Source organism: Streptomyces sp. NPDC031426 (genome assembly GCF_055581585.1).
In genome coordinates, this window is record NZ_JBVIJE010000001.1 from 216,603 (window position 1) to 237,253 (window position 20,651).

25 protein-coding genes are annotated in these 20,651 nt (G+C 71.0%); 15 read left to right on the forward strand and 10 right to left on the reverse strand.

The genetic code is table 11. From position 1 onward, the window contains the following. Window positions 1–125 precede the first annotated feature (125 nt). A complete protein-coding gene (locus tag ACZ5NH_RS01085; protein WP_468772231.1) occupies window positions 126–1,523 on the forward strand; it encodes an FAD-binding oxidoreductase in 1,398 nt (465 codons plus the stop codon). Window positions 1,524–1,547: 24 nt separating this feature from the next. Here ACZ5NH_RS01085 and ACZ5NH_RS01090 read toward each other — a convergent pair whose 3' ends face one another. Next, on the reverse strand, window positions 1,548–2,810 hold the full coding sequence (locus tag ACZ5NH_RS01090) for an MFS transporter (protein WP_468772232.1): 1,263 nt from the start codon (window positions 2,808–2,810) through the stop codon (window positions 1,548–1,550). Beyond that, window positions 2,807–3,238, reverse strand: coding sequence for an MBL fold metallo-hydrolase (locus ACZ5NH_RS01095; RefSeq protein ID WP_468772234.1), 432 nt, complete (start codon window positions 3,236–3,238; stop codon window positions 2,807–2,809). The genes ACZ5NH_RS01090 and ACZ5NH_RS01095 overlap by 4 nt, the downstream gene beginning before the upstream one ends. A 77-nt stretch (window positions 3,239–3,315) precedes the next feature. Here ACZ5NH_RS01095 and ACZ5NH_RS01100 point away from each other — a divergent pair, with 77 nt between their 5' ends. Beyond that, a complete protein-coding gene (locus ACZ5NH_RS01100) occupies window positions 3,316–3,993 on the forward strand; it encodes an ArsR/SmtB family transcription factor (protein ID WP_468772235.1) in 678 nt (225 codons plus the stop codon). Window positions 3,994–4,065: 72 nt separating this feature from the next. Here the strand turns inward: ACZ5NH_RS01100 and ACZ5NH_RS01105 are convergent, their stop codons facing one another. Together ACZ5NH_RS01105 and ACZ5NH_RS01110 are read right to left on the reverse strand one after the other, a co-directional pair. After that, window positions 4,066–4,986 (reverse strand): DUF1918 domain-containing protein, encoded by a 921-nt coding sequence (locus tag ACZ5NH_RS01105; RefSeq protein WP_468772237.1) that lies wholly within the window; start codon window positions 4,984–4,986, stop codon window positions 4,066–4,068. A 107-nt stretch (window positions 4,987–5,093) separates the two neighbouring features. Beyond that, window positions 5,094–5,384: a DUF1876 domain-containing protein gene (locus tag ACZ5NH_RS01110; RefSeq protein WP_468772239.1), complete on the reverse strand. Its 291-nt coding sequence runs from the start codon at window positions 5,382–5,384 to the stop codon at window positions 5,094–5,096. Window positions 5,385–5,619: 235 nt separating this feature from the next. On the opposite strand from ACZ5NH_RS01110, the gene ACZ5NH_RS01115 reads away from it, so the two are divergent. From ACZ5NH_RS01115 to ACZ5NH_RS01130, 4 genes are all read left to right on the forward strand, one after another. Then, window positions 5,620–6,294, forward strand: coding sequence for an MBL fold metallo-hydrolase (locus tag ACZ5NH_RS01115; protein WP_388629820.1), 675 nt, complete (start codon window positions 5,620–5,622; stop codon window positions 6,292–6,294). A 101-nt stretch (window positions 6,295–6,395) separates the two neighbouring features. Continuing rightward, window positions 6,396–6,890 carry a CBS domain-containing protein gene (locus ACZ5NH_RS01120; protein WP_468772241.1) on the forward strand — a complete coding sequence of 165 codons (495 nt, stop codon included), beginning with the start codon at window positions 6,396–6,398 and terminating at the stop codon, window positions 6,888–6,890. Between the two features lie 46 nt (window positions 6,891–6,936). Then, a complete protein-coding gene (locus ACZ5NH_RS01125) occupies window positions 6,937–7,212 on the forward strand; it encodes a hypothetical protein (RefSeq protein ID WP_388629824.1) in 276 nt (91 codons plus the stop codon). Window positions 7,213–7,263: 51 nt separating this feature from the next. Continuing rightward, on the forward strand, window positions 7,264–8,127 hold the full coding sequence (locus ACZ5NH_RS01130) for an LLM class flavin-dependent oxidoreductase (RefSeq protein WP_468772243.1): 864 nt from the start codon (window positions 7,264–7,266) through the stop codon (window positions 8,125–8,127). 4 nt (window positions 8,128–8,131) lie between these two features. Here the strand turns inward: ACZ5NH_RS01130 and ACZ5NH_RS01135 are convergent, their stop codons facing one another. Together ACZ5NH_RS01135 and ACZ5NH_RS01140 are read right to left on the reverse strand one after the other, a co-directional pair. Then, the gene (locus ACZ5NH_RS01135) at window positions 8,132–8,482 is read right to left on the reverse strand and encodes a hypothetical protein (protein WP_468772245.1); all 351 of its coding nucleotides are present in this window, start codon (window positions 8,480–8,482) and stop codon (window positions 8,132–8,134) included. A 157-nt stretch (window positions 8,483–8,639) separates the two neighbouring features. Beyond that, window positions 8,640–9,365, reverse strand: a complete 726-nt coding sequence (locus ACZ5NH_RS01140) for an ankyrin repeat domain-containing protein (protein ID WP_468772246.1) — start codon at window positions 9,363–9,365, stop codon at window positions 8,640–8,642. Window positions 9,366–9,459: 94 nt separating this feature from the next. On the opposite strand from ACZ5NH_RS01140, the gene ACZ5NH_RS01145 reads away from it, so the two are divergent. Beyond that, on the forward strand, window positions 9,460–9,603 hold the full coding sequence (locus ACZ5NH_RS01145) for a hypothetical protein (protein ID WP_468772248.1): 144 nt from the start codon (window positions 9,460–9,462) through the stop codon (window positions 9,601–9,603). Between the two features lie 123 nt (window positions 9,604–9,726). Here ACZ5NH_RS01145 and ACZ5NH_RS01150 read toward each other — a convergent pair whose 3' ends face one another. The 3 genes from ACZ5NH_RS01150 to ACZ5NH_RS01160 all read right to left on the reverse strand — a co-directional run bounded on the left by ACZ5NH_RS01150 (window position 9,727) and on the right by ACZ5NH_RS01160 (window position 12,100). Then, on the reverse strand, window positions 9,727–10,542 hold the full coding sequence (locus ACZ5NH_RS01150; protein ID WP_468772250.1) for an SAM-dependent methyltransferase: 816 nt from the start codon (window positions 10,540–10,542) through the stop codon (window positions 9,727–9,729). Between the two features lie 96 nt (window positions 10,543–10,638). Continuing rightward, window positions 10,639–10,773: a hypothetical protein gene (locus ACZ5NH_RS01155; protein ID WP_468772252.1), complete on the reverse strand. Its 135-nt coding sequence runs from the start codon at window positions 10,771–10,773 to the stop codon at window positions 10,639–10,641. Window positions 10,774–11,065: 292 nt separating this feature from the next. After that, window positions 11,066–12,100, reverse strand: a complete 1,035-nt coding sequence (locus tag ACZ5NH_RS01160; protein ID WP_468772253.1) for a sphingomyelin phosphodiesterase — start codon at window positions 12,098–12,100, stop codon at window positions 11,066–11,068. Between the two features lie 256 nt (window positions 12,101–12,356). Here ACZ5NH_RS01160 and ACZ5NH_RS01165 point away from each other — a divergent pair, with 256 nt between their 5' ends. The 8 genes from ACZ5NH_RS01165 (at window position 12,357) to ACZ5NH_RS01200 (ending at window position 19,656) form a co-directional block, all read left to right on the forward strand. Next, window positions 12,357–13,478, forward strand: coding sequence for a CapA family protein (locus ACZ5NH_RS01165; protein WP_468772255.1), 1,122 nt, complete (start codon window positions 12,357–12,359; stop codon window positions 13,476–13,478). Window positions 13,479–13,882: 404 nt separating this feature from the next. Next, complete coding sequence (locus ACZ5NH_RS01170; RefSeq protein ID WP_468772256.1) at window positions 13,883–14,185, forward strand: DUF5133 domain-containing protein; 303 nt, start codon at window positions 13,883–13,885, stop codon at window positions 14,183–14,185. 35 nt (window positions 14,186–14,220) lie between these two features. Further along, window positions 14,221–14,646, forward strand: a complete 426-nt coding sequence (locus ACZ5NH_RS01175; RefSeq protein WP_388629849.1) for a CBS domain-containing protein — start codon at window positions 14,221–14,223, stop codon at window positions 14,644–14,646. A 210-nt stretch (window positions 14,647–14,856) separates the two neighbouring features. Next, window positions 14,857–15,942, forward strand: a complete 1,086-nt coding sequence (locus ACZ5NH_RS01180) for an S-(hydroxymethyl)mycothiol dehydrogenase (protein WP_468772258.1) — start codon at window positions 14,857–14,859, stop codon at window positions 15,940–15,942. Beyond that, complete coding sequence (locus tag ACZ5NH_RS01185; RefSeq protein ID WP_468772261.1) at window positions 15,942–16,574, forward strand: MBL fold metallo-hydrolase; 633 nt, start codon at window positions 15,942–15,944, stop codon at window positions 16,572–16,574. The genes ACZ5NH_RS01180 and ACZ5NH_RS01185 overlap by 1 nt, the downstream gene beginning before the upstream one ends. A 257-nt stretch (window positions 16,575–16,831) precedes the next feature. Then, a complete protein-coding gene (locus tag ACZ5NH_RS01190) occupies window positions 16,832–17,194 on the forward strand; it encodes a bifunctional 3-phenylpropionate/cinnamic acid dioxygenase ferredoxin subunit (RefSeq protein WP_388629857.1) in 363 nt (120 codons plus the stop codon). Further along, window positions 17,191–18,393, forward strand: coding sequence for an NAD(P)/FAD-dependent oxidoreductase (locus ACZ5NH_RS01195; RefSeq protein WP_468772262.1), 1,203 nt, complete (start codon window positions 17,191–17,193; stop codon window positions 18,391–18,393). The genes ACZ5NH_RS01190 and ACZ5NH_RS01195 overlap by 4 nt, the downstream gene beginning before the upstream one ends. A 129-nt stretch (window positions 18,394–18,522) precedes the next feature. Next, window positions 18,523–19,656, forward strand: coding sequence for an aromatic ring-hydroxylating oxygenase subunit alpha (locus ACZ5NH_RS01200; protein WP_388629862.1), 1,134 nt, complete (start codon window positions 18,523–18,525; stop codon window positions 19,654–19,656). A gap of 62 nt (window positions 19,657–19,718) precedes the next feature. Here ACZ5NH_RS01200 and ACZ5NH_RS01205 read toward each other — a convergent pair whose 3' ends face one another. After that, window positions 19,719–20,516, reverse strand: coding sequence for an IclR family transcriptional regulator (locus ACZ5NH_RS01205; protein WP_468772264.1), 798 nt, complete (start codon window positions 20,514–20,516; stop codon window positions 19,719–19,721). Between the last annotated feature and the right edge of the window lie 135 nt (window positions 20,517–20,651).

Here is a 20,651-nt window from a genome sequence, read left to right on the forward strand (position 1 = left end):
CGGGGCGGGCCGTCAGTTCGTTCCCGTGGCGTCGGCCGGCGATCCCGGTTCGTGAGGTGCGGAGATCCCATTCGGGCATAGCCTGGCAATGGGCAGGACTCGTACCTCTCAGAAGGCACTCCGTCATGAACACCATCGACGAAACGACTGTCGGCGGCCTGCGCGAGGCACTGCGGGGACCCCTGATCACACCGCAGGACCCCGGCTACGACGCGGCCCGCAGCATCTACAACGCCATGATCGACCGGCGGCCGGCCGCCTTCGCCCAGTGCGTTGACGTGGCGGACGTGCAGGCGGTGATCTCCTTCGCCCGGGACACCGGAGTCGAGCTCGCCGTACGCGGCGGCGGCCACAGCGGCCCCGGTCTGTGCCTGGTCGACGACGGACTCGTCCTCGACCTGACGCCGATGCGCTGGGTCAGGGTGGACCCGGAGACGGACACCGCTCAGGTGGGCGGAGGCAGCCTGCTCGGTGACCTGGACCATGCGACACACGCCGTCGGGCGCGCCGTGCCGGCCGGGATCGTGTCGACCACCGGCGTCAGCGGTCTCACCCTGGGCGGCGGCCACGGTTATCTCACCCGCAGGTACGGCCTGACGATCGACAGCCTGTCGTCCGCCGATGTCGTCCTCGCCGACGGCAGCTATGTCACCGCGTCGGCGGACAGCCACCCGGACCTGTTCTGGGCGCTGCGCGGTGGCGGCGGCAACTTCGGCGTGGTGACGTCGTTCACCTTCGGGCTGCACCCGGCGTCCACGGTCGGGGCCGGAGTGACGGTGTGGCCCGTCGACCGCACGCCCGAAGTGCTGCGCTGGTACCGGGAGTTCCTGCCTGCCGCGCCCGACGAGCTCTACGGGTTCTTCGCCCTCCTCGTCGTGCCGCCCGGGCCGCCCTTCCCCGAGTCGATCCACGGGCAGAAGATGTGCGCTGTGATCTGGTGCTATACGGGAGACCTCTCCGACGAGCGCCTCGCGGAGATGTTCGCCGTGGTGAACGAGCCGGCGCCGCCGGCCTTCCACTTCGCCACCCCGATGCCCTACCCCGCCTTGCAGACCATGTTCGACGGGCTGCTTCCCGAGGGACTGCAGTGGTACTGGCGCGGCGACTTCTTCCAGACCATCTCCGACGCCGCGATCGACGTCCACCACAAATACGGCCAGAACATTCCGACCGGTCTGTCGACCGCTCACCTGTACCCGGTGGACGGCACAGCGCACCAGCCCGACGCGGACGGCACGGCCTGGGCCTACCGGGACGCCGTCTGGTCCGGCATCGTCGCCGGCATCGACCCGGACCCCGCCAACGCCGAGGTGATCCGGCAGTGGTGCGTCGACTACTGGACCGATCTGCACCCGCACTCCATGGGCGGCTCCTACGTCAACTTCATCGGCCCCGGGGAGAGCCAGGAGCGCGTCCGCACCACCTACCGCGGCCACTACGACCGCCTGGCCGCGGTCAAGCGCGCCTACGACCCGGACAACCTGTTCCGCGCCAACCAGAACATCCCACCGGCGCCGGACTGACCGGCGCGCACACCGTGAGCCGCGTCAGCGGCCGCCGTCGTGCTCGCTGATCCAGCGGGTGGCGAGCAGGCCGGAGCCGGCGGTGAGCGCGGCGGCGGCGACGACGGTGGCGTTCAGACCGAGGGTGTCGGCGAGGACGCCCGCGACGAGGGCGCCCACGGCGTAGCCGATGTCGCGCCAGAAGCGGTAGGTGCCCAGCGCGCCCGTCCGCCAGGCGGGGTGCGCGTGGTCGGAGACGGAGGCGATCAGGGCGGGGTAGACCATGGCGGTGCCGAGTCCGAGCGCGACGGCGGAGAGGACGCCCGCGAGGAGCGGGGTGTCCAACAGGACGAGGGCGAGGACGAATCCGACGGCCTGGGTCAGCATGCCCGCGACGATGAGCGGTTTGCGGCCGACCCGGTCGGAGAGGTGGCCGGTGGGGATCTGGCCGAGGCCCCAGAGGATGGGGTACAGGCCCTTGACGAGCCCGACGGCGGCGAGACCGAGACCGTGGTCGGTGAAGAGCAGGGGGAAGACGCCCCAGGTCAGGCCGTCGTTGAGGTTGTTGACCAGGCCGGCCTGGCTGGCGCCGCGCAGGGACCGGTGGTGCCAGGAGGTCCGGGCGAAGGTGGCGGCCAGGGCGGTGCTCTCGCCGGAGGCCAGGGGCTTGGTGTGCCGGGAGAGTTCGAGGGCGACGTGCGCGGCGGTGTCCCGCACGATCAGGGCGAGGCCGAGCCCCGCTGCGACGAAGACCACACCGATGAGTTCCGGGACCGGGCGCAGGCCGTACGCCGTGGCGAGATAGCCGGTGACCAGGGCGGTGGTGCCGACGGCGGTGTAACCGGCCGCCTCGTTCAGGCCGGTGGCCAGTCCTCGCCGGGCGGGTCCGACCAGATCGATCTTCATGTTGACCGTCATCGACCAGGTCAGGCCCTGGTTGAGGCCGAGCAGTACGTTCGCGGCGACGATCCAGCCCCAGGACGGCGCCCAGGCGAGGGCGAACGGCACGGGGATGCCGATGAGCCAGCCGGTCACCAGGAGCTGCTTGCGGCGGAAGCGGGCGGTCAGCGCGCCCGCGGCGAGGTTGGTGAGGGCCTTCGTCAGGCCGAAGGCGATGATGAAGCAGAAGACGGCCAGGTCATTGGTCAGGCCGAAGGTGCGGGCGCCGATGAGCGGTACGGTCGTGCGTTCCAGCCCGACGAGGCCGCCGACGCAGACGTTCACGATGACGAGCAGCGTGAACTGCAGCCGGTTCTCGCGAAGTCCCAGCCGAACAGGCCCGGCCGCGGACTCGGTGGTCGCGCTCACCGGGCGGCGCCCGCGGTGAGCCGGTGGCCGTGGGCGGCGGCGCAGTCGCCAGCGCTGCCGTTCAGCACGGTCAGGTCGGCATGCCCGGGGGTCGCCAGGGCCAGCAGCGTCAGCCCGCCCAGGTCGACCTCGTCGCCGTCCGCGAGGGCCTGGTGGGGGAAGGCGCGGCGGCCGGCGGCGGAGGCCAGCACGGTGGCGCCGTGGTCGTGGCCGAGCTGGACGGCACCGGAGAGGAAGTCGGCGTGCAGATGGGTGTCGGCCGCGAACGCGACGCGCAGCCCGCGCCGGTCGGCGGCGGCGTGCAGGGCGCGCAGATCGCGGCTCGCGTCGACGGCCAGGGCACGGCCCTCGCCCAGGTCGACGAGGTAGGCGCTGTTGCCCAGTCCTTCGTCCACCAGCGGAATCAGATGCTCCTCCGCGAAGCCCATGGCCGTGCCTCCAACATCCGGTACTCGTGCCGCCCCCGAATCCTCTACAATATTCCATGGATTTATGGAGGAAGCGCATGGCGGAGACCACGGCAACCGGCTCGAAGGCGGAGCTGTACGACGCGTTCGCGGCCAGCGGCAAGGCGCTGGCCAGCGGAAAACGCCTGGAACTGCTCGATCTGCTGGCCCAGGGCGAGCGGACGGTCGACGCCCTCGCGAAGGCGGCCGGGCTGAACCTGACGACCGCGTCGGCGCATCTCCAGACGCTCAAGCAGGCCGGATTCGTCGCCACCCGCCGGGACGGCGTGCGCATCCACTACCGGCTCGCCGGCGACGACGTGGCCCGGCTGTTCGCGCTGCTGCGCAAGGTCGCCGAGAGCCACCAGGCCGCCGTGCCCGCCGCCCGCGACGCCTACCTCGGCGACGACGGCGCCGTGGAGGTCAGCCGCGAGGAACTCCAGGCCCGCGTCGCGGCAGGGAGCGTGACGGTGCTCGATGTGCGGCCGGTGGAGGAGCACCGGGCCGGGCACATCCCCGGCGCGATCTCCATCCCGGTCCACGAACTGGCCGACCGCATCCACGAGTTGCCCGAGGACACCGAGATCGTCGTCTACTGCCGGGGCGAGTACTGCGTACTCGCCTACGACGCGGTCCGTCTCCTGACCGACCGCGGGCGACACGCCGTCCGCCTCAACGACGGCATGCTCGAATGGCGGCTGGCCGAGCTGCCCGTGGCCGCGGCGGAGCTGATGTGAGCGGGGAACCGCCGTCGCATCCTGGCCGTCCCGCCCCCCATCGCCGCCACCGCGAGCCGCCGATGAACCCGTCTACCCCTCGGCCGGGCCGATCCGCCGGCCCGTGAGGGTCACGGGCCGGATGGACACCCACATCTCCCGGTGACCACCCGCCCACGGCGTGCTGTGGGCCTGCCGGGTGAGCCGCCGTACGGTGTCCGGGTCCGTCACGACGCTTGCCGGGCCGACGGCGAGGACGCTCCAGCCCTGGCTCAGGGCCTCGTCCAGGTGATCGACCTCGAAGGCGACCTCCCGTTCCGCGGCCGCCACGGCCACGGAATCAGGCACGGTCCGGAAGACGATGGCGTCGTCGACCACGTCGTAGTTGACCGGGACGACTGCCGGGCGGCCGTCGGACGTCGACACCGAGACGCGTCCCACACCGTGTGTGGAGAGCAGCGTGCGGCATTCCTCCGGGGCGAGGTCGCGCAGCTCGGGATGGAGCAGTGCGTGGCCCTGGCCGGGTGGGAGATCGATGCCTCCGCCGCGCAGGGTGGCGACCGTGGTGCCCAGTGCGTCGGCCAGTCTGACGAGCGTCGCCAGGGTCGGGTCGGCGGGCCGTTCCTCGAGGTAGGCCAGATAGTCGGGCGACATCCGGGCGCGGCCGGCGGTCTCCTCGCGGCTGAGGCCCTGCCTCCTGCGTTCTACGGCCACGCGTCGGCCGATGTCGCCGGGGTCGGCCGCCCAGCGCGGTGAGGCGGCGGGGGACACGGTGGCCGCGTCACCCGGGTCCTGTCGTGGCTCGTGGGTGCCCACGGTCCGCTCGTGGTGCAGAGGACGGACGTGTGCGTCGGGTCCGGGGAACACAAGGGTCACTTCGTCGGTGTCCGACCAGCGCACGTCGTAGGGCGGTGTTCCGTCCTCATGGTGGAGTCCGACGATCTCGCCGTCGCGCTTGCCGGCACCGGTCGCCGGACTCTCCACGATGAGCTGGTCGCCGAGGTGAGCTCGCATGATCGCTGCCCTCTCCGCAGAGTCGTGCTGTTTCCAACCTGCCACGCGGGACACATCACCGCACCGGGGCACGAGCGGGAGATCGACGGGGAGGCGCTGCCACGTACTCACACGGGCCGTGCAGAGGGTTGGCGGCGGACACTCCGCCCCGGCGCCTGCACTCCCCGGATGTCCCGTTCGGCGGTGCTCAGCAGCTGATGGGCGAGGTCGATCATGGCCCGGCCTGCCGCCAGTTCGTCGCCGATCTCCGGCACGTTCGCGTCCGCGGGATGGCAGCGTGCGCATCCCTGGGCGGAGAGCGCGGAGGTGCCGGTGTCCAGCACGACATGTGCCTTCGTCGTTCCGTCGTCGTCCTCGAAGAGATGGAGGCGGACGTTCCACTGCGCCGTGTGCGACATGATGTTCCTCCTCGCCCTCGTCCCGGTCCGACGACCGTCACATCGCCCGGCCTCCGGCGAGCCGCTGGTCGGTTCCCCCTCCACCCCACCATCGAACGGCGAAGGCCTTCGGGCACAGGGCCGAACGTCCCCGAGAGGTCCGACGTCCGGCCCCGTACGTCGCAGGACCGCTCGGGTTCACGGCTGCCGCCCGCCTGAGACGATGGACGGGCGACGTTCCCGGGAGGTGACGGGTATGCCGCCTCGGTTCCGGCTCACGCTGCTGGGCGTGGGCGCCATGGCGTCCCCGCGTTTCGCCCCGGCCGGCCTGCTGGTCGCCTACGGCCGCCGGCGCGTCGCGTTCGACGGCGGGCCCGGCGCACAGCCGCCGGAAGGCCCGCTGGACGCCTGGCTCGTGACCGACGAGCACGCCGAACTGCGCTCGGCCCTGCGGCGTCTCGCCGCCGAGCGCGGGCTGGTGCCGCGCATGACGGACCTGGACCTCGGCGAGCTCCGCATCCGCGCGCTGCCGGTCGCCCACACCTCCCATCCCACCTGCGGTTACCGCATCGAGGGAGAGCCGGGGGCGGTGGTGTGGGCGCCGGAGTTCTGGACCTTCCCGGCCTGGGCGGCGGACGCGGACCTGATGTTCGCGGAAGCCTCGTGCTGGGACCGCCCCATCCGCTTCCGCGGCGGAGTGGGCGGGCACGCACCCGTGCGGGACGTCGGCCCGGAAGCGGCCCGGAACCGGGTCGGACGGCTGGTCTACGCGCACATCGGCCGCCCCTGCCTCCGGGCGATGGACGCCGGTCTGATCCCCGAGTACGGGGAGTGGGGCCGAGAGGGCCGTACGTACGTCCTCCGGTCCGCCCCGCACCCCGGCGCCGACCGTGGGGCCAACGGCCCGCGGAGGGGCCGTACGGCCCCATGACAGGCGCCGTCTGCCCGGCGAGCGTGAAAGCGCGTGGGGCGCGACACTGGTGCCGTCCGAGGGGAACACCGCGACCGGACGCCCGGCGCGAGGAGGCAACCGTGAACGAGCGACTCGTGGTGCGGAGTCTGATGGATGCCGCCCCGTACGCGATCGGTGAGGACGAGAGCGTGCTGATGGCCTGGGAGGTCATGGAGAGGTCCGAGCAGTGTCAGCTCCCGGTGGTCCGTGGGGACGGCTGCTGCGCCGGAGTTCTGGACCGCGCCGAACTCGCCGTGGCCTGCGCCGCCGCGGCGGTGACGCTGTCCCGCCGCAAGGTGCGCGAGCTCGTGCACGCCCGCCGGACCGTCACGGTCCACCCCGAGGAATCGGCTCTGCGCGCCGCAGCCGTGATGACCGAGGAACACCTCGACGCCCTGCCGGTCACGGATCCGCGCGGACGGCTGGTCGGTCTGCTCACGGCCCGGGACTACGTGGCCGCCGCCGCGGGCCTGCACACCCGCGCCGAGGCTGTCAGCCGGAGTCCCGCACGGGCCACCCTCGACGGCTTGCCGCCGCACCGCGCACCACAGGAACACGGAATCCCCATCCCGTAGTGGATCAGTTCATTCGTCCCTTCACCCGGAGAGGAAGGCTGACGTCATGGTCTGGGCATCATGGACGACCCCCGGGGTCTTCACCGGCCAGGGTGGCGCACGAACCGTCGAAGCGGGGATCGTCGCCGGCGACCTGACCGTCCACACCACCTGGGACGGCAAAGAGGCCGACGTGGCGGTCCAGTACACGGGCACGTCCGAATGGTTCACCCTCACGGGCAGCCCCGTGCCCTGCCGTTCCGAGGTGCACAGCCGGCAACTGCACCAGGCAGCCGTGGAAGCGGTCAAGGCAGGCGGTGGCTCCACCGTTCCCGAACTCTGAGGAATCGCATATCCGATTGCCCCTGCGCCGCCGGGTGCGCATGCTGCTGGGATGCGGTTTTCCATCAACATCCCCAACTTCGGCGACTTCGCCGATCCCCGTAACGTCGCCACCGTGGCGGCCGCCGCCGAAGAGGCGGGCTGGGACGGGCTGTTCGTCTGGGATCACGTCCTGCACCGACAGCACCAGGGCCGTCCCTTCGGGGACCCCTGGATGCTGCTGACCGCCGCCGCGTCGGCGACGTCCCGGATCCGGCTGGGCACCCTGCTGACGCCGGTCCCGCGTTACCGTCCGCAGCAACTCGCCCGCCAAGTGGCCACCTTGGACCAGCTCAGCGGCGGCCGGGTGATCTTCGCCGCGGGCCTGGGAGGCCCGATCGAGGACGAGTACGGCAGCTTCGGCGACGCCACCGATCCGCGCCTCCTCGCCGAGCGGCTGGACGAGGGACTGGAGCTGCTGCGGCGGTTCTGGTCCGGCGAGCCGGTGAACCACCACGGCCGGCACTACGAGGTGCGGGACGTCACGCTGCTGCCCGCCACGGTGCAGCGGCCCGGTCCGCCGGTGTGGATCGGCGGGTTCTGGCCGCGCCGTCCGCCCATGCGCCGAGCGGCGCGGTGGGACGGCGCGGTGCCGCTCTTCGAGACGGCCCGGCACGGGCATGTGCCGGACGCGGCGGAGGTACGGGAGCTGATCGGCTATGTGCGCAAGCAGCGTACGGCCACAGCCGAGCGCCCCTTCGAGTTCGTGCTCGGCGGTGCCACGCCCCTCGATCCGGCCAAGGCCAGGGACGTGATCGGTCCGATGTACGACGCCGGCGCGACCTGGTGGGACGAGCGACAGGTCCAGACCGGCCCCGACCTGGACCGGCTGGCACCGGTCCTGCGCCGCATCGAGGCGGGCCCGCCGCCGATCTGAACAGCTACCGCGGCGCCCGAGGACGAGGTCGATGATCCAGACGTTGCGTCCCTAAATCGGTCAGCGCGGCCGAGTGCGCCAGCAGCAGCGCGCAGGACGCGACGAAGAGAGTCACCATGAGGGGTCCTGCGACGCCGTGCCCCTCAGCGAGGCTTCCCGACGCGGCCTGTCCGGCGGCGGTCCCCAGGGGGCCGCCGCCGGACAGGACGGTCATGGCGATCGCGGCGCGTCCGGCGGGGGCTAGCCGCTCGGTGAGGGCGTAGAGGCTGATCATGTAGGGCGCGACCGTGAAACTCGCCGGCGCGATGCCTGCGGGCAGGGACACGAGCCGGGCATCGACGAACAGTGTGAGCATGCCGATGAAGAGACCGCGGCGAATGACACACACCGGGCGCGCAGGGAGAACCGCTGCGGGAGCCAGGCACAGGCGGCGCCGGCCAGAGCACTGCCGATGCCGAAACTCGGCGTACACGAGGCCCGAGGCGCCGGGCCTGCCGATCGGGCGCCGAAGATCACTCCCATCGCGACCATCGCCATCGCCAGCGACCTGACGGCCAGGGGACGACGAGGCAGCCGGGGCCCTTGATACCGCTCCGCGGGACGCCGCCGCGAGGGGCCTGGGCGTGGAGCAGGGCCATGGTCGCCCCCGCGGGCGCGCAGGGGTTCACGGCCGCGAGCAGGCCGACCGGCGCCGGCCTGGCGACGAAGGTCAGGATACCGAGCGTCGCCTCCACGTGGGTGAGGATCGCCGCGTGCCCGTCGCGCACTGTCAGCCCGCCGAGGGAGAACTCCTCGATGCCGGTGAACTCGTCCTCCTGGACACGGGTACGAACGACCGTGCCCTGGGCGCCCGCCCGGCGCCGCAGTTCCGCTTCGGCACCGGTCGTGTGCCGGCGCCGGGCGAGGTCGCGCATCTCCAGCAGCTCGGACTCCCGCTGCCGCCAGTGGGGCGCATCGTGCAGTACGGCCTCGACCAGCGTCGGCGAGCCCGAGTCGACGGCTTTGCGCAGCGGCGGCACACCGTCGGGTCCGCACCGGTCGGGGTCGGCACCGTGCCGGACCAGCGCATGGGCCGCGGGTCCGGCGAACTCCTCGATCGCCAGGCACAGCACGGGTACCCCGCGGCCGTCGCGCACGTCGGGATCGCTGCCCGCCCACAGCAAGCTCTCCAGCTCATCGACGTCCCCGGCCCGAAGCGCGGACACGAGGGGCGGCTCGGAGCCCGACCCGCCGCTCATCCCCACACCACCGCTCACGCCCTCGCCCCTGCCGCGTAGCCCTTGCACCGGTGGCCGCCGCCGATCGTGATGCCGTACTCGAACCAGCCCGCTCGTGGTCGGAGTGGTACGAGCGGACGGCACCGACCAGTTCACCGGTGTCGACGGCCTCGACGGCCAGTTGGAAGCGGTCGCCGTCCGGCGCGGCGGTGGCCCGCTCGACACCACGCAGACGTACCCGCTCGCCGGTCCAGAATGACGTCATCAAGCCATGCGATCATGGCGAAGTGCGCGACGTCCATGGCACTTTGCCCCCTCGGACAGCCGCGGCCGCGCAGGGCACGGGCTGTCCGAGAAGGCTGCGGCGTCGGCCTGTTGCCGGTTACGGCTTCCGGGCGAGCCCGCCGTGCTCCGCGATGATCTCCGGGGTGGCCGAACCTGGCTCCGGACGCCACTGCGTGACCGAGACGACGCCGGGCTCGACAAGTTCCAGGCCGTCGAAGAAGGCGGTGATCTCGTCGACCGTACGCAGGTTGTACGGGACGGCGCCGCTGTCGTTGTAGGCGTCCTGGGCCTGCTCGAAGACCGGGTCGATGCCGCGTGAGCCGTCGTTGATGGAGAGGTAACTGCCCGACGGCAGGGCGTCCATCAGGCGGCCGGCGATCGAGCGGGCCTGATCGTGGTCGGCGACGTGTCCCAGGATGTTGCTGAGGATCAGCGCGACGGGACGGTCGAAGTCCAGTGTCGCGGCGGCGGCCTTGAGGATCTCCTCCGGGGAAGTCACGTCGGCGTCGATGTAGGCGGTCGCGCCCTCGGGGGAGGAGTAGAGCAGGGCGCGGGCGTGCGCCAGGACCATAGGGTCGTTGTCGACGTAGACGATCCGCGCCTCGGGGGCGAGCCGTTGGGCGACCTCATGTGTGTTCTCGGCGGTCGGCAGACCGGTGCCGACGTCCAGGAACTGCCGGATGCCCGCCTCACGGACCAGATAGGTGATGTTGCGGCGCAGGAACGCACGGCTGCTGCGGGCGATGGTGACGATGCCGGGGAAGACCGCGGTGTACGCGTCGCCGGCCTCCTCGTCGACGGGGTAGTTGTCCTTGCCGCCGAGCCAGTAGTTCCAGATACGGGCGGAGTGCGGCACCGACGTGTCGATCTTCTGGCCCATCGCCGTCTCGGGCGTGGTCGCGGGGTCGGTCATGAATCGTGTCCGTCTTTCGGTGAGGGCGTGTCAAGGCATGGATCACTCACCGCACAACCTACGTCCGAACGACCGGCTTTCGCCCATGAGTTCGGCCTACTCCCCGCCGGACGGTGGCGTGGGGTCGCCCGACTGCTCCTGGAGACGGACGGTCACTACGGCTTCCGCGAGGACCTCCGCCGGCATCTCGTGTCGGCGCTCGGGGATGTGCACGGCGATCGCCTCGGCCACCGGTTCGTACACCTTGGGCCGTCGGCCCACCTTGCGGATACCGCTGTCACCAGCCTGTCCAGGTGGAAGGCGGCGAGTTCGCGGGAGATGCCCAGGCTGTCGGCGACCTCCTTCGACCAGCGCGCCCTGCCCAGAGGCAGCATCACCCCGCCCGGCGCCGTCGCGGGCGTCACGCATCCCCCGGTCCGGGTACGCGTGTTCCTGGGCCTCCTGCTCGGCTGTGCCGGAGGGGACCCCCGGGGCATGGTGTCCCAGGGGTTCTCCGCTGTCCTGCCGGTCGGGCTCGCGCGGGTCAGCCGAGCTGGAACGTCGCCTCGACCGGGTAGTGGTCGCTGGGGGCGTTGGTGTCGGTCTGGCCCGTCGTCCAGCCGGACTGGGGGTCGAAGTCCACCTTGACGGTGGACATCGCGGCCGGCGTCGGGCGGCCCGGCGCGTTGAGATAGCCGAGGTAGTCGAGGTCGTCCCGGTAGTCCTTGGGGAAGGACTCGATGCCGGACATGTACTGGCACCAGACGGAGACCGGGCAGTCCATGGTCCTCGGGGTCTGACCGGAGTCGGTGGCCGGGGTGCCGAGCACACCGTTCACCGCGGCCTGGGCGTTGGCGTAGTCACCGCGCGACTGGCCGCCGTAGTACTCCACGTTCAGGTCTCCGCCGATCAGCACCGGCGCGGTCGAGCCGGCGATGCCGTCCACCCAGGTGCGGATCTCACCGAGCTGGGCGAGCCGGGTGGACTGTGTGGTGTCCGTGGAGGCGTCGGACTCGTCGGCCTGCAGATGGGTGCCGACCACCCAGCTCTTCACGCCCTCCTTCTCGATCTGCACCAGCGCCGCGCCCTTGTTGGCGTGGTAGTCCCAGGTGCCGTAGGTGGAGTTGCTGAAGACGTGGGCGTACTGGGCGGTGATCGGATACTTGGAGAGGATCATGGTGCCGCCGTTGATGACGAACCACGAGTTGGAGCAGTCACCGCTGATGCCCGTCCAGCCGCCACCGGAACAGGTCTGGCCGACGACGGGGGTGTGGTACGGGTAGAGGTCGGCGAGCTTGCTGATGATGTCGGCGGTCGAGCTGTTGTTGAAGTCCTCGTCCAGAACCACCACGTCCGCGCCGTGCTTACGGATGATCGACTCGACGGTCGGGGTGCGCTGCGCCGCCTTCTCGTTCTGGGTGCTGTCGACGATCGCGGTGCCGAGATCGACGTTCCACGCGAACACCGAGAGGCCGGTGCCGGTGCCCGCGCTCGCGGTGGGGGCCGCGTAGCCGCTGAAGCCGAGCAGCAGGGCGGCCGCCGCGGAGGTGAGGGCGGTAGCTGTACGACGCGAGACCATGCGCTCTCCTGGTGAGGTGGGAAGTCCCCGGGCCGCGACCGATTGATCGGTCGCGTACATGACATTGCGACTCTAGGGTGCTCGCAGGTACGGCTGGGGGAACTTCTCCCGATCGCCTCATGGAGAGAAGGTGTCTGGACAAGTTCGTCCCGTGGCGGAGTGAATCCGACCGGCCGGAGCCTTCTGTTCGGGTCACGCCTGTTCACACATTCCCTGAGCCGGACCGGGCCGGGAAGACGCCGCCTAGGGTGGGTGTATGGGCGGCGTGGTGACGCTGTTCCTGTGCGGGGACGTGATGCTCGGGCGCGGCGTCGACCAGATCCTTCCGCACCCCGGAAGCCCGGTGCTGCGCGAGGGTTACGTCACGGATGCCCGGACGTACGTGGAACTGGTCGAGGCGGTCAGCGGTCCGATCCCCGCGCCGGTCCACCCCGCCTGGCCGTGGGGCGACGTGCTGGGGCTGCTGGACGAGGTCGCGCCGGATGCCCGGATCGTCAATCTGGAGACGGCCGTCACGCGCAGCGACGCCTTCATGCCGGGCAAGGCGGTGCACTACCGGATGCACCCGGCCAACCTGCCCGCCCTCGCGGTGGCCCGGCCCGACGTGTGCGTCCTGTCCAACAACCATGTGCTGGACTTCGGCCGGCCGGGCCTGGAGGAAACCCTGGACTCACTCGCCGGCGCGGGACTGCGAGCGGTGGGCGCGGGACGCGACGCCGACGAGGCCTACGCGCCCGCGGCGCTCCCGCTCGGTCCCGGCCACCGCATCCTGGTCTTCGCCCTCGGAGCCCTGTCCAGCGGCATCCCGCCCGACTGGGCCGCGACCACGGACCGCTCCGGTGTCGCCTACGTCCGCGAACTGTCGGCGTCGGCGGCCGAGGCGGCCGTCCAGCGGGTGCGGCGGGACAAGCGGCCGGGCGACATCGTGGTCGTGTCGGTGCACTGGGGCACCAACTGGGGCTATCTCGTCCCCCGCGAGCAGACGCGTTTCGCGCGCGCCCTGGTCGACGGCGGCGTCGACATCGTCCACGGGCACTCCTCGCACCATCCCCGCCCCGTCGAGGTGTACCGGGACCGGTTCATCCTCTACGGCTGCGGCGACTTCATCGACGACTACGAGGGCATCTCGGGCTACGAGGAGTACCGCGACGACCTCCGGCTCGGCTACCTCGTCTCGGTGGAGGCGGACACGGGACGCCCGATCGGCATGCGGATGGTCCCCTGGCAGGCGCGGCGGATGCGGCTGGAGTCCGCCGGGGAGCCGGACCGCGCGTGGCTGCGCTCGACCCTCGACCGGATCTGCCACGGCCTGCACATCGGCATGGAGGCCGACGGCACGCTGAGTGTCATGGCGGGGTCGGCGGGCGCGGACCGGTGATGCAACGGGGCGCCGGACGTCACGCGGTGCAGCGGGGGTGAGCCGGAGAGTTGCGGGTACCCGCGGTTGGCGGACGGAACGGCCTCGCGCTGTTCGGCTCGGGCCTCACGCCGGCACTCGTCTTCTGCCTCGGGCTGGCGATGACGGCCGTCGGCGGCACCCGCCGCCGTCACCGCCACCACCGCGTTTCCAGGTGGCGCAGGAGGCGGGACACGACCGGGCCCGGCGGGATCACGGGGCCGGGAGCACGGGCCTGAACGCCGATTGAAAGGCCAACAAGACAGCGCCGCGCACCTCGGGCACCATGGCTGCAGGCCTTGTTCGGCCGATGGATGTGTTCGTGCGCCGCGGCATCGGCGCCACCACCGGAAGTCCGCCGAGTCACCTGGGGTGGTGAACTCACCATGCTGCTACCGGCGAAATCCGAAGTCCGCCGCCTGCTGCGACACTATCGGGTGTGCGAACGCGCCACCGTCGCGGCACCCGCCGATCTCGCGTCCCGTGCCGCCTTCGAGGACTCGGGCTACACGCTGTGCGTGCTGATGGGCGAGCGCAACCCGCGGGAGGCGGCCGCCGCCGCCCGGCGCTATCTGCGCACCGACCTGGTCACTTATCTGAGGAAGCGGACAAGGCGGGTGCGTGCGGCCTCCGTCGGCCGGCGCTCGCGTCGGTCCGCTCCGACGACCCAGGATTCCCGGGCGGGCTGACTGCTCGCACCGGCACAGTCGTGAAGGGACGAGCGATGACGACTGCGAAGGACATCATGAGCCCGGGCGCCCAGTGGATACCCCGGCACGAGACGCTGGACCGGGCCGCGCAGATGATGCGGGACCACGAGGTGGGCGCACTTCCGGTCAGCGACCCCGACAACGGTGACCGCATGTGCGGCATCATCACCGACCGCGACATCGTGGTGAAGTGCATCGCCTCGGGTCGTGACCCGGCGCGGATGACGTGCGGTGACCTGTGCGAGGGCACGCCGCGCTGGATCGATGCCGCCGCCGACATCTCGGACGCCCTGCGGGAGATGGAGGGCCACCAGATCAAGCGCCTTCCGGTGGTCGAGAACAAGCGCATGATCGGGATGATCAGCGAGACCGACATCGCCCGGCACCTCGGCGACGACCAGCTCGTGGAGTTCGTCCATCGGGTGTACGCCCCTGCCTGATCATGTAAGAGACGCGACACCCCGTCGCCGACGGTTCGGCCGAACGCCGACTCCGGTCACCGGAGTCGGCCGGCCGAGTCGTCGGCGAAACCTTTGACGGCTGACCGATCCTTGACCGCTGCTTCGGCCTCGGCGATGCTGTGTTGCGAAACGTGAGAGGTGTGCCGTAATAGGCAACGTCTCGATCCCGCCGTGAGCCGAGGAGTGGCCATGTCTCAGCAGGTCCGTGGTGTCGTCGCGCGGAGCAAGGGCGCCCCTGTCAGTCTGGAAACGATCATCGTGCCCGACCCCGGCCCGGGCGAGGCGCTGGTCAAGATCGAGGCCTGCGGGGTCTGCCACACCGATCTGCACTACCGCGAGGGCGGTATCAGCGACGACTTCCCCTTCCTGCTGGGGCATGAGGCCGCGGGTGTGGTCGAGGCGGTCGGCGAGGGGGTCACCGAGGTGGCGCCCGGTGACTTCGTGATCCTCAACTGGCGTGCCGTCTGCGGCCAGTGCCGGGCCTGTCTGCGCGGGCGGCCCTGGTACTGCTTCAACACGCACAACGCCAAGCAGAAGATGACCCTGACCGACGGTACGGAGCTCTCGCCCGCGCTGGGCATCGGTGCCTTCGCCGAGAAGACGCTCGTCGCGGCCGGCCAGTGCACCAAGGTCGACCGGGCCGCCTCGCCCGCTGCCGCCGGGCTGCTCGGCTGCGGAGTGATGGCCGGCCTCGGCGCCGCGATCAACACCGGGAACGTCGGCCGCGGGGACACCGTCGCCGTGATCGGGTGCGGTGGGGTGGGAGCCGCGGCGGTCGTCGGATCGAGGCTGGCGGGTGCGTCGAGGATCATCGCCGTGGACATCGACGACCGCAAGCTGGACACCGCGAAGAAGCTGGGCGCGACCCACACCGTCAACTCCAAGCAGGCCGACGCGGTCGACGCGGTGCGCGAGCTGACCGGTGGCTTCGGCGCCGACGTCGTCATCGAGGCCGTCGGCCGCCCGGAGACGTACCGGCAGGCCTTCTACGCCCGCGACCTCGCCGGTACCGTCGTCCTCGTCGGCGTCCCCACCCCCGAGATGAAGCTCGAACTGCCCCTGCTGGACGTCTTCGGCCGGGGCGGCGCCCTCAAGTCGTCCTGGTACGGCGACTGTCTGCCCTCCCGTGACTTCCCGATGCTCATCGACCTCTATCTGCAGGGCCGTCTCGACCTGGACGCCTTCGTCACCGAGACCATCGCGCTGGACGAGGTGGAGAAGGCCTTCGAGCGGATGCACCAGGGCGACGTGCTGCGCTCGGTGGTGGTCCTCTGATGGCGGGCGCCCGCATCGAACGGCTCGTCACTTCGGGGACGTTCTCGCTGGACGGTGGCACCTGGGACGTCGACAACAACGTATGGATCGTGGGCGACGACACCGAGGCGGTCGTGATCGACGCCGCCCATGACGCCGACGCCATCGCCCGGGCCCTCGGCGGTCGCACCCTGCGGGCCATCCTGTGCACCCACGCGCACAACGACCACATCGACGCCGCACCCGACCTCGCCGCCCGCACCGGCGCCCCGGTCCTGCTGCACGCCGACGATCTGCCGCTGTGGAAACAGACCCATCCCGACCGGGCGCCCGACGGCGAGCTGACCGACGGGCAGCGCCTCACCGTCGCCGGAGTGGAGCTGACCGTCCTGCACACCCCGGGACATGCCCCGGGGGCCGTCTGTCTGTACGCCCCGCACCTGTGCGCGCTGTTCAGCGGCGACACGCTGTTCGCCGGCGGCCCCGGGGCCACGGGACGGTCGTACAGCGACTTCCCGACCATCATCCGTTCCCTCAGGGAACGCCTCCTCGCCCTGCCGGACGACACCGTCGTGCACACCGGCCACGGCGACACCACCACCATCGGCGCCGAGGCGCCCCATCTTCAGGAGTGGATCGAACGCGGCTTCTGACCGCCCGGCGACAAGCGGCCCTGCCCCGGTGACGGACCGACGTGGACGGCACCGGCGGCAGGGCCGTCGTCGCACCTGTGCCGCCACCCCTGATCTCTTTGCCGACCTGCGCTTTCGAGGTCGCTGCTGCATGCCCGGAAACCGGTCGCCGGACCCCGCGCAAAGGGCCCTGTGGATGCCTTGACAACGCTTCAGGGCGGCCAGCAGACTGGCGTTGCGCTAATCGCAATCCGTTTCGCTATACGCACCGAGGTGTCATGATGATTCCCGCGTGCCGACTCGCGGATCTACCGCGAGGCGAGGCCCACCGGCTCGACATCGACCCGCCGGTCTCGGTGTTCCACACCGACGACGGCGAGCTCTTCGCCATCGACGACACCTGCACCCACCAGGACGCGTCGCTCGCCGACGGCTGGCTGGAGGGCTGTGAGGTGGAATGTCCTCTGCACGCCTCCAAGTTCGACCTGAGGACCGGAGCCGTGGACGCACCGCCGGCCAAGCTCCCGGTCCGCACTCATGAGGTCGTCGTCGAGGACGGCATGGTCCACGTGCGGCTGTCCACCGAGGCGCCGAACCTGCCGCCGTGCGTCGCCGCCCGCCTGGCCGGAGGCCCCGCGTGAGGACCGTCGCCGTGGTGGGCGCCTCGCTGGCCGGTCTGTCGGCGGCGCGCTCGCTGCGGAAGCAGGGGTACGACGGCCGGCTGGTCGTCGTCGGCGACGAGCTCCACCGCCCGTACGACAGGCCGCCGTTGTCCAAGGAGTTCCTCGCCGGTGCCATCGGCGAAGCGGAACTGGCACTGGAGAGGGACGACGAGGAGCTCCAGGCGGAATGGGTGCTCGGCGCCCGCGCCACCGGCCTCGACCGCACCGGGCGGGCGATCCGGCTCGCCGACGGCCGGGAGATACGCGCCGACGGCGTGGTCATCGCGACCGGCGCCGCCGCCCGCACCCTGCCCGGCACCGAAGGTCTCGCCGGCGTCCATGTGCTGCGCACGCTCGACGACGCCCGCGCCCTGCGGGACGACCTGGCCCGGGGCGGACGGCTGGTGGTGATCGGCGGCGGCTTCATCGGCGCCGAGGTCGCCTCCACGGCGTACGCCCTCGGTCTCGACGTGACCGTGGTCGAGGCGGCTCCGACACCGCTGGCCGGACCGCTCGGCGAGGCCATGGGCCAGGTCGTCTCCGCCCTCCACGCCGATCACGGTGTACGGCTGCTGTGCGGCGTGGGGGTCAAGGGCCTGAGCGGGGACGAGCGAAGCGAGACGAGGGTCCCCCCGGGCGGAGTCTGGGGGAGGGTCGACGCCGTGCTGCTGGAGGACGGCCGCAGCATCCCCGCCGACACCGTCGTCGTCGGTGTGGGGGCGCGCCCCTGTGTCGAGTGGCTGGAGGGCTCCGGCGTCGCCCTCGACAACGGCGTGAAGTGCGGCGCCGACGGCCGCACGAGTGTCGCCGGGGTGGTCGCCGTGGGCGACTGCGCCAACTGGTACGACCCGCACACCGGGGTCCACCGCAGGGTCGAGCACTGGACCGGCGCGCTGGAACGGCCGGACGCCGCCGTCGCCGTGCTGCTCGCCCACGGTGCGACGGAGCCGGGTGTGCCCCGGCCGCCGTACTTCTGGTCCGATCAGTACGGCGTGAAGATCCAGTTCGCCGGCCATGCCGCCGGGGCCGACAGTGTGACGGTCGAGGAGGGCTCGACCGACGACCGCAGTTTCCTGGCCGTCTACCGCAGGGCCGATCGGCCGGTCGCCGTGCTCGGCATGAACCAGCCGCGGCTGTTCACCCGATGGCGCAAGCAGTTGGCCGCCGCCACGTCTTGACACCGCCCCTGCGGCAACCCATTCTGCGTTGCACATGAAACGCAGTGTTGCTTCATACACAACGCCGACCGAAGTCGCTCTTCCCGGCGCGTGACCTATCGATCCACGACGTTTCCCGAGGAGTGCACCGTGACCTCGACCAGCCTGCCGGACAGCCTGATCGCCACTCTCCCCGGCTCCGCCTACACGGACCCCGGCATCTTCGCCCAGGAACAGGAGCACATCTTCGAGACGATGTGGTTCTGCGTCGCGCGCTCGTCCGATCTGGCCAAGCCCGGCGCCTTCCGCACCGTGGACGTGGGTCGCGAGAGCATCCTCGTCACCCGGGCCCGGGACAACGCGATCCGCGCCTACTTCAACGTCTGCCGGCACCGCGGGGCCAAGCTCTGCACCGAGGAGACGGGCGAGGTCAAGCGGGCCTTCCAGTGCCCGTACCACGCCTGGACCTACGACCTGAACGGCAAGCTCGTCGCGGCGCCCAACCTGACCAAGATGCCCGACGTCGGCCGCACCGAGTACGGGCTGGTGAGCGTGGCCGTCCGCGAATGGCTCGGCTATGTCTGGGTCTGCCTGGCGGAGAACCCGCCCTCCTTCGAGGAGGACGTGATGGGGGCCGTGGTCGAGCGGCTGGGCGACACCGCGTCGATCGACCGCTACGACATCGCGAACCTCTCGGTGGGCAAGCGGATCGTCTACGACGTCAAGGCGAACTGGAAGCTCGTCATCGAGAACTTCATGGAGTGCTACCACTGCGCCACGATCCACCCCGAACTCACCGAGGTGCTGCCCGAGTTCGCCGACGGCTACGCCGCCCAGTACTACGTCGGGCACGGCGCCGAGTTCGGCGCGGAGATCCAGGGCTTCACCGTCGACGGCTCAGAGGGCCTGGACCGCATTCCAGGGGTGTCCGAGGAGCAGGACCGCCGGTACTACGCGATCACCGTCAAGCCGCAGGTGTTCATCAACCTCGTGCCCGACCATGTGATCTTCCACCGGATGTACCCGGTGGCCGTCGACCGCACGATCGTCGAGTGCGACTGGCTCTACCTCCCGCACGTGGTGGAGACCGGCAAGGACGTCAGCCGGTCCGTGGAGCTCTTCGACCGGGTCAACCGCCAGGACTTCGACGCCTGCGAACGCACCCAGCCCGGAATGAGCTCACGGCTGTACGCCAAGGGCGGCGTGCTCGTGCCCAGTGAGCACCACATCGGTGCCTTCCACGACTGGGTGAACGAGCGTCTTGGCACGCACCACCCGGAGTGAGGAGCGCCCGTGGCCCGCGCGGGGGGCGTACGCGGGCCGTACGGCGGTGGTGCTCCGTGCGCTCAGCCGAGGTATCCCATCCGGTGGCTGATCTCCTCCGCACCCTTGACCAGCACCGGAGCCAACTCGTGCATGCGCTCCTCGGTGAACCGGTAGGAGGGCCCGGAGGCGCTGATCGACGCGATGACCCGGCCCTCCCGGTCACGGATCGGGGCGGCCATGGCGTGCAGCCCGATCTCCAGCTCCTCCAGCGTCCAGGCGTAACCGCGCTCCCGGGCCTCGGCGAGGTTCTTCTCCAGCTTCGCCTTCGCGGAGATCGTGTGCGGGGTCAACTTCTTCAGGCCCGTCTCGGTCAGCAGGGCGGCGCGTTCCTTGGCGGGCAGGTGGGCCAGCATGATCTTGCCGCTGGAGGTGGCGTGCAGCGGGGTCAGCTGGCCGACCCAGTTGTGGGCGGTGACCGCGGACTGGCCGCGCACCTGGTAGAGGTTGATCGCGTAGCGCTCCTGCATCACGGCGATGTTGACCGTCTCGCCGATCTCCTCGGCCAGGCGCTCGCACACCGGCCGGCCCTGCTGGGTGATGTCGATGCGTCCCGTGACGGCGCCCGCCAGGCGTACGATGCCGAAGCCAAGCCGGTACTTGCCGCGCTCGCCCGACTGCTCCACGAGGCCGCGCGCCTCCAGGGCGCCGAGCAGCCGGAACGCCGTCGACTTGTGCACATCGATCTCGGCGGCCACCTCGCTCACGCCTGCCTCGCCACGCTGGGCCAGGATCTCCAGGACGCTGATGGCGCGGTCGACGGACTGCACCCCACCGGGCGGCGCACCGTTCGTTTCGGTATCCGGACTGTAGTTGCTCATAGCGGAACTATACGCGCAGTAAACAACACGCAGGCAAGTAACGCGCTGTGAACAAAGATCTTACAAGTTGCGTGGTTCGCAACCTAGTGCGTATAGCGATACCCGTACTAGCATGCCCGCACATCAACGGCGCGA

Coding starts and splice junctions, on each gene's coding strand:
- ACZ5NH_RS01085 (WP_468772231.1), top strand. CDS start 126: ATGAACACCATCGACGAAACGACTGTCGGCGGCCTGCGCGAGGCACTG.
- ACZ5NH_RS01095 (WP_468772234.1), bottom strand. CDS start 3,238: ATGGGCTTCGCGGAGGAGCATCTGATTCCGCTGGTGGACGAAGGACTG.
- ACZ5NH_RS01100 (WP_468772235.1), top strand. CDS start 3,316: ATGGCGGAGACCACGGCAACCGGCTCGAAGGCGGAGCTGTACGACGCG.
- ACZ5NH_RS01105 (WP_468772237.1), bottom strand. CDS start 4,986: ATGCGAGCTCACCTCGGCGACCAGCTCATCGTGGAGAGTCCGGCGACC.
- ACZ5NH_RS01110 (WP_468772239.1), bottom strand. CDS start 5,384: ATGTCGCACACGGCGCAGTGGAACGTCCGCCTCCATCTCTTCGAGGAC.
- ACZ5NH_RS01115 (WP_388629820.1), top strand. CDS start 5,620: ATGCCGCCTCGGTTCCGGCTCACGCTGCTGGGCGTGGGCGCCATGGCG.
- ACZ5NH_RS01125 (WP_388629824.1), top strand. CDS start 6,937: ATGGTCTGGGCATCATGGACGACCCCCGGGGTCTTCACCGGCCAGGGT.
- ACZ5NH_RS01130 (WP_468772243.1), top strand. CDS start 7,264: ATGCGGTTTTCCATCAACATCCCCAACTTCGGCGACTTCGCCGATCCC.
- ACZ5NH_RS01135 (WP_468772245.1), bottom strand. CDS start 8,482: ATGCTCACACTGTTCGTCGATGCCCGGCTCGTGTCCCTGCCCGCAGGC.
- ACZ5NH_RS01140 (WP_468772246.1), bottom strand. CDS start 9,365: ATGAGCGGCGGGTCGGGCTCCGAGCCGCCCCTCGTGTCCGCGCTTCGG.
- ACZ5NH_RS01150 (WP_468772250.1), bottom strand. CDS start 10,542: ATGACCGACCCCGCGACCACGCCCGAGACGGCGATGGGCCAGAAGATC.
- ACZ5NH_RS01160 (WP_468772253.1), bottom strand. CDS start 12,100: ATGGTCTCGCGTCGTACAGCTACCGCCCTCACCTCCGCGGCGGCCGCC.
- ACZ5NH_RS01165 (WP_468772255.1), top strand. CDS start 12,357: ATGGGCGGCGTGGTGACGCTGTTCCTGTGCGGGGACGTGATGCTCGGG.
- ACZ5NH_RS01170 (WP_468772256.1), top strand. CDS start 13,883: ATGCTGCTACCGGCGAAATCCGAAGTCCGCCGCCTGCTGCGACACTAT.
- ACZ5NH_RS01175 (WP_388629849.1), top strand. CDS start 14,221: ATGACGACTGCGAAGGACATCATGAGCCCGGGCGCCCAGTGGATACCC.
- ACZ5NH_RS01180 (WP_468772258.1), top strand. CDS start 14,857: ATGTCTCAGCAGGTCCGTGGTGTCGTCGCGCGGAGCAAGGGCGCCCCT.
- ACZ5NH_RS01185 (WP_468772261.1), top strand. CDS start 15,942: ATGGCGGGCGCCCGCATCGAACGGCTCGTCACTTCGGGGACGTTCTCG.
- ACZ5NH_RS01190 (WP_388629857.1), top strand. CDS start 16,832: ATGATGATTCCCGCGTGCCGACTCGCGGATCTACCGCGAGGCGAGGCC.
- ACZ5NH_RS01205 (WP_468772264.1), bottom strand. CDS start 20,516: ATGAGCAACTACAGTCCGGATACCGAAACGAACGGTGCGCCGCCCGGT.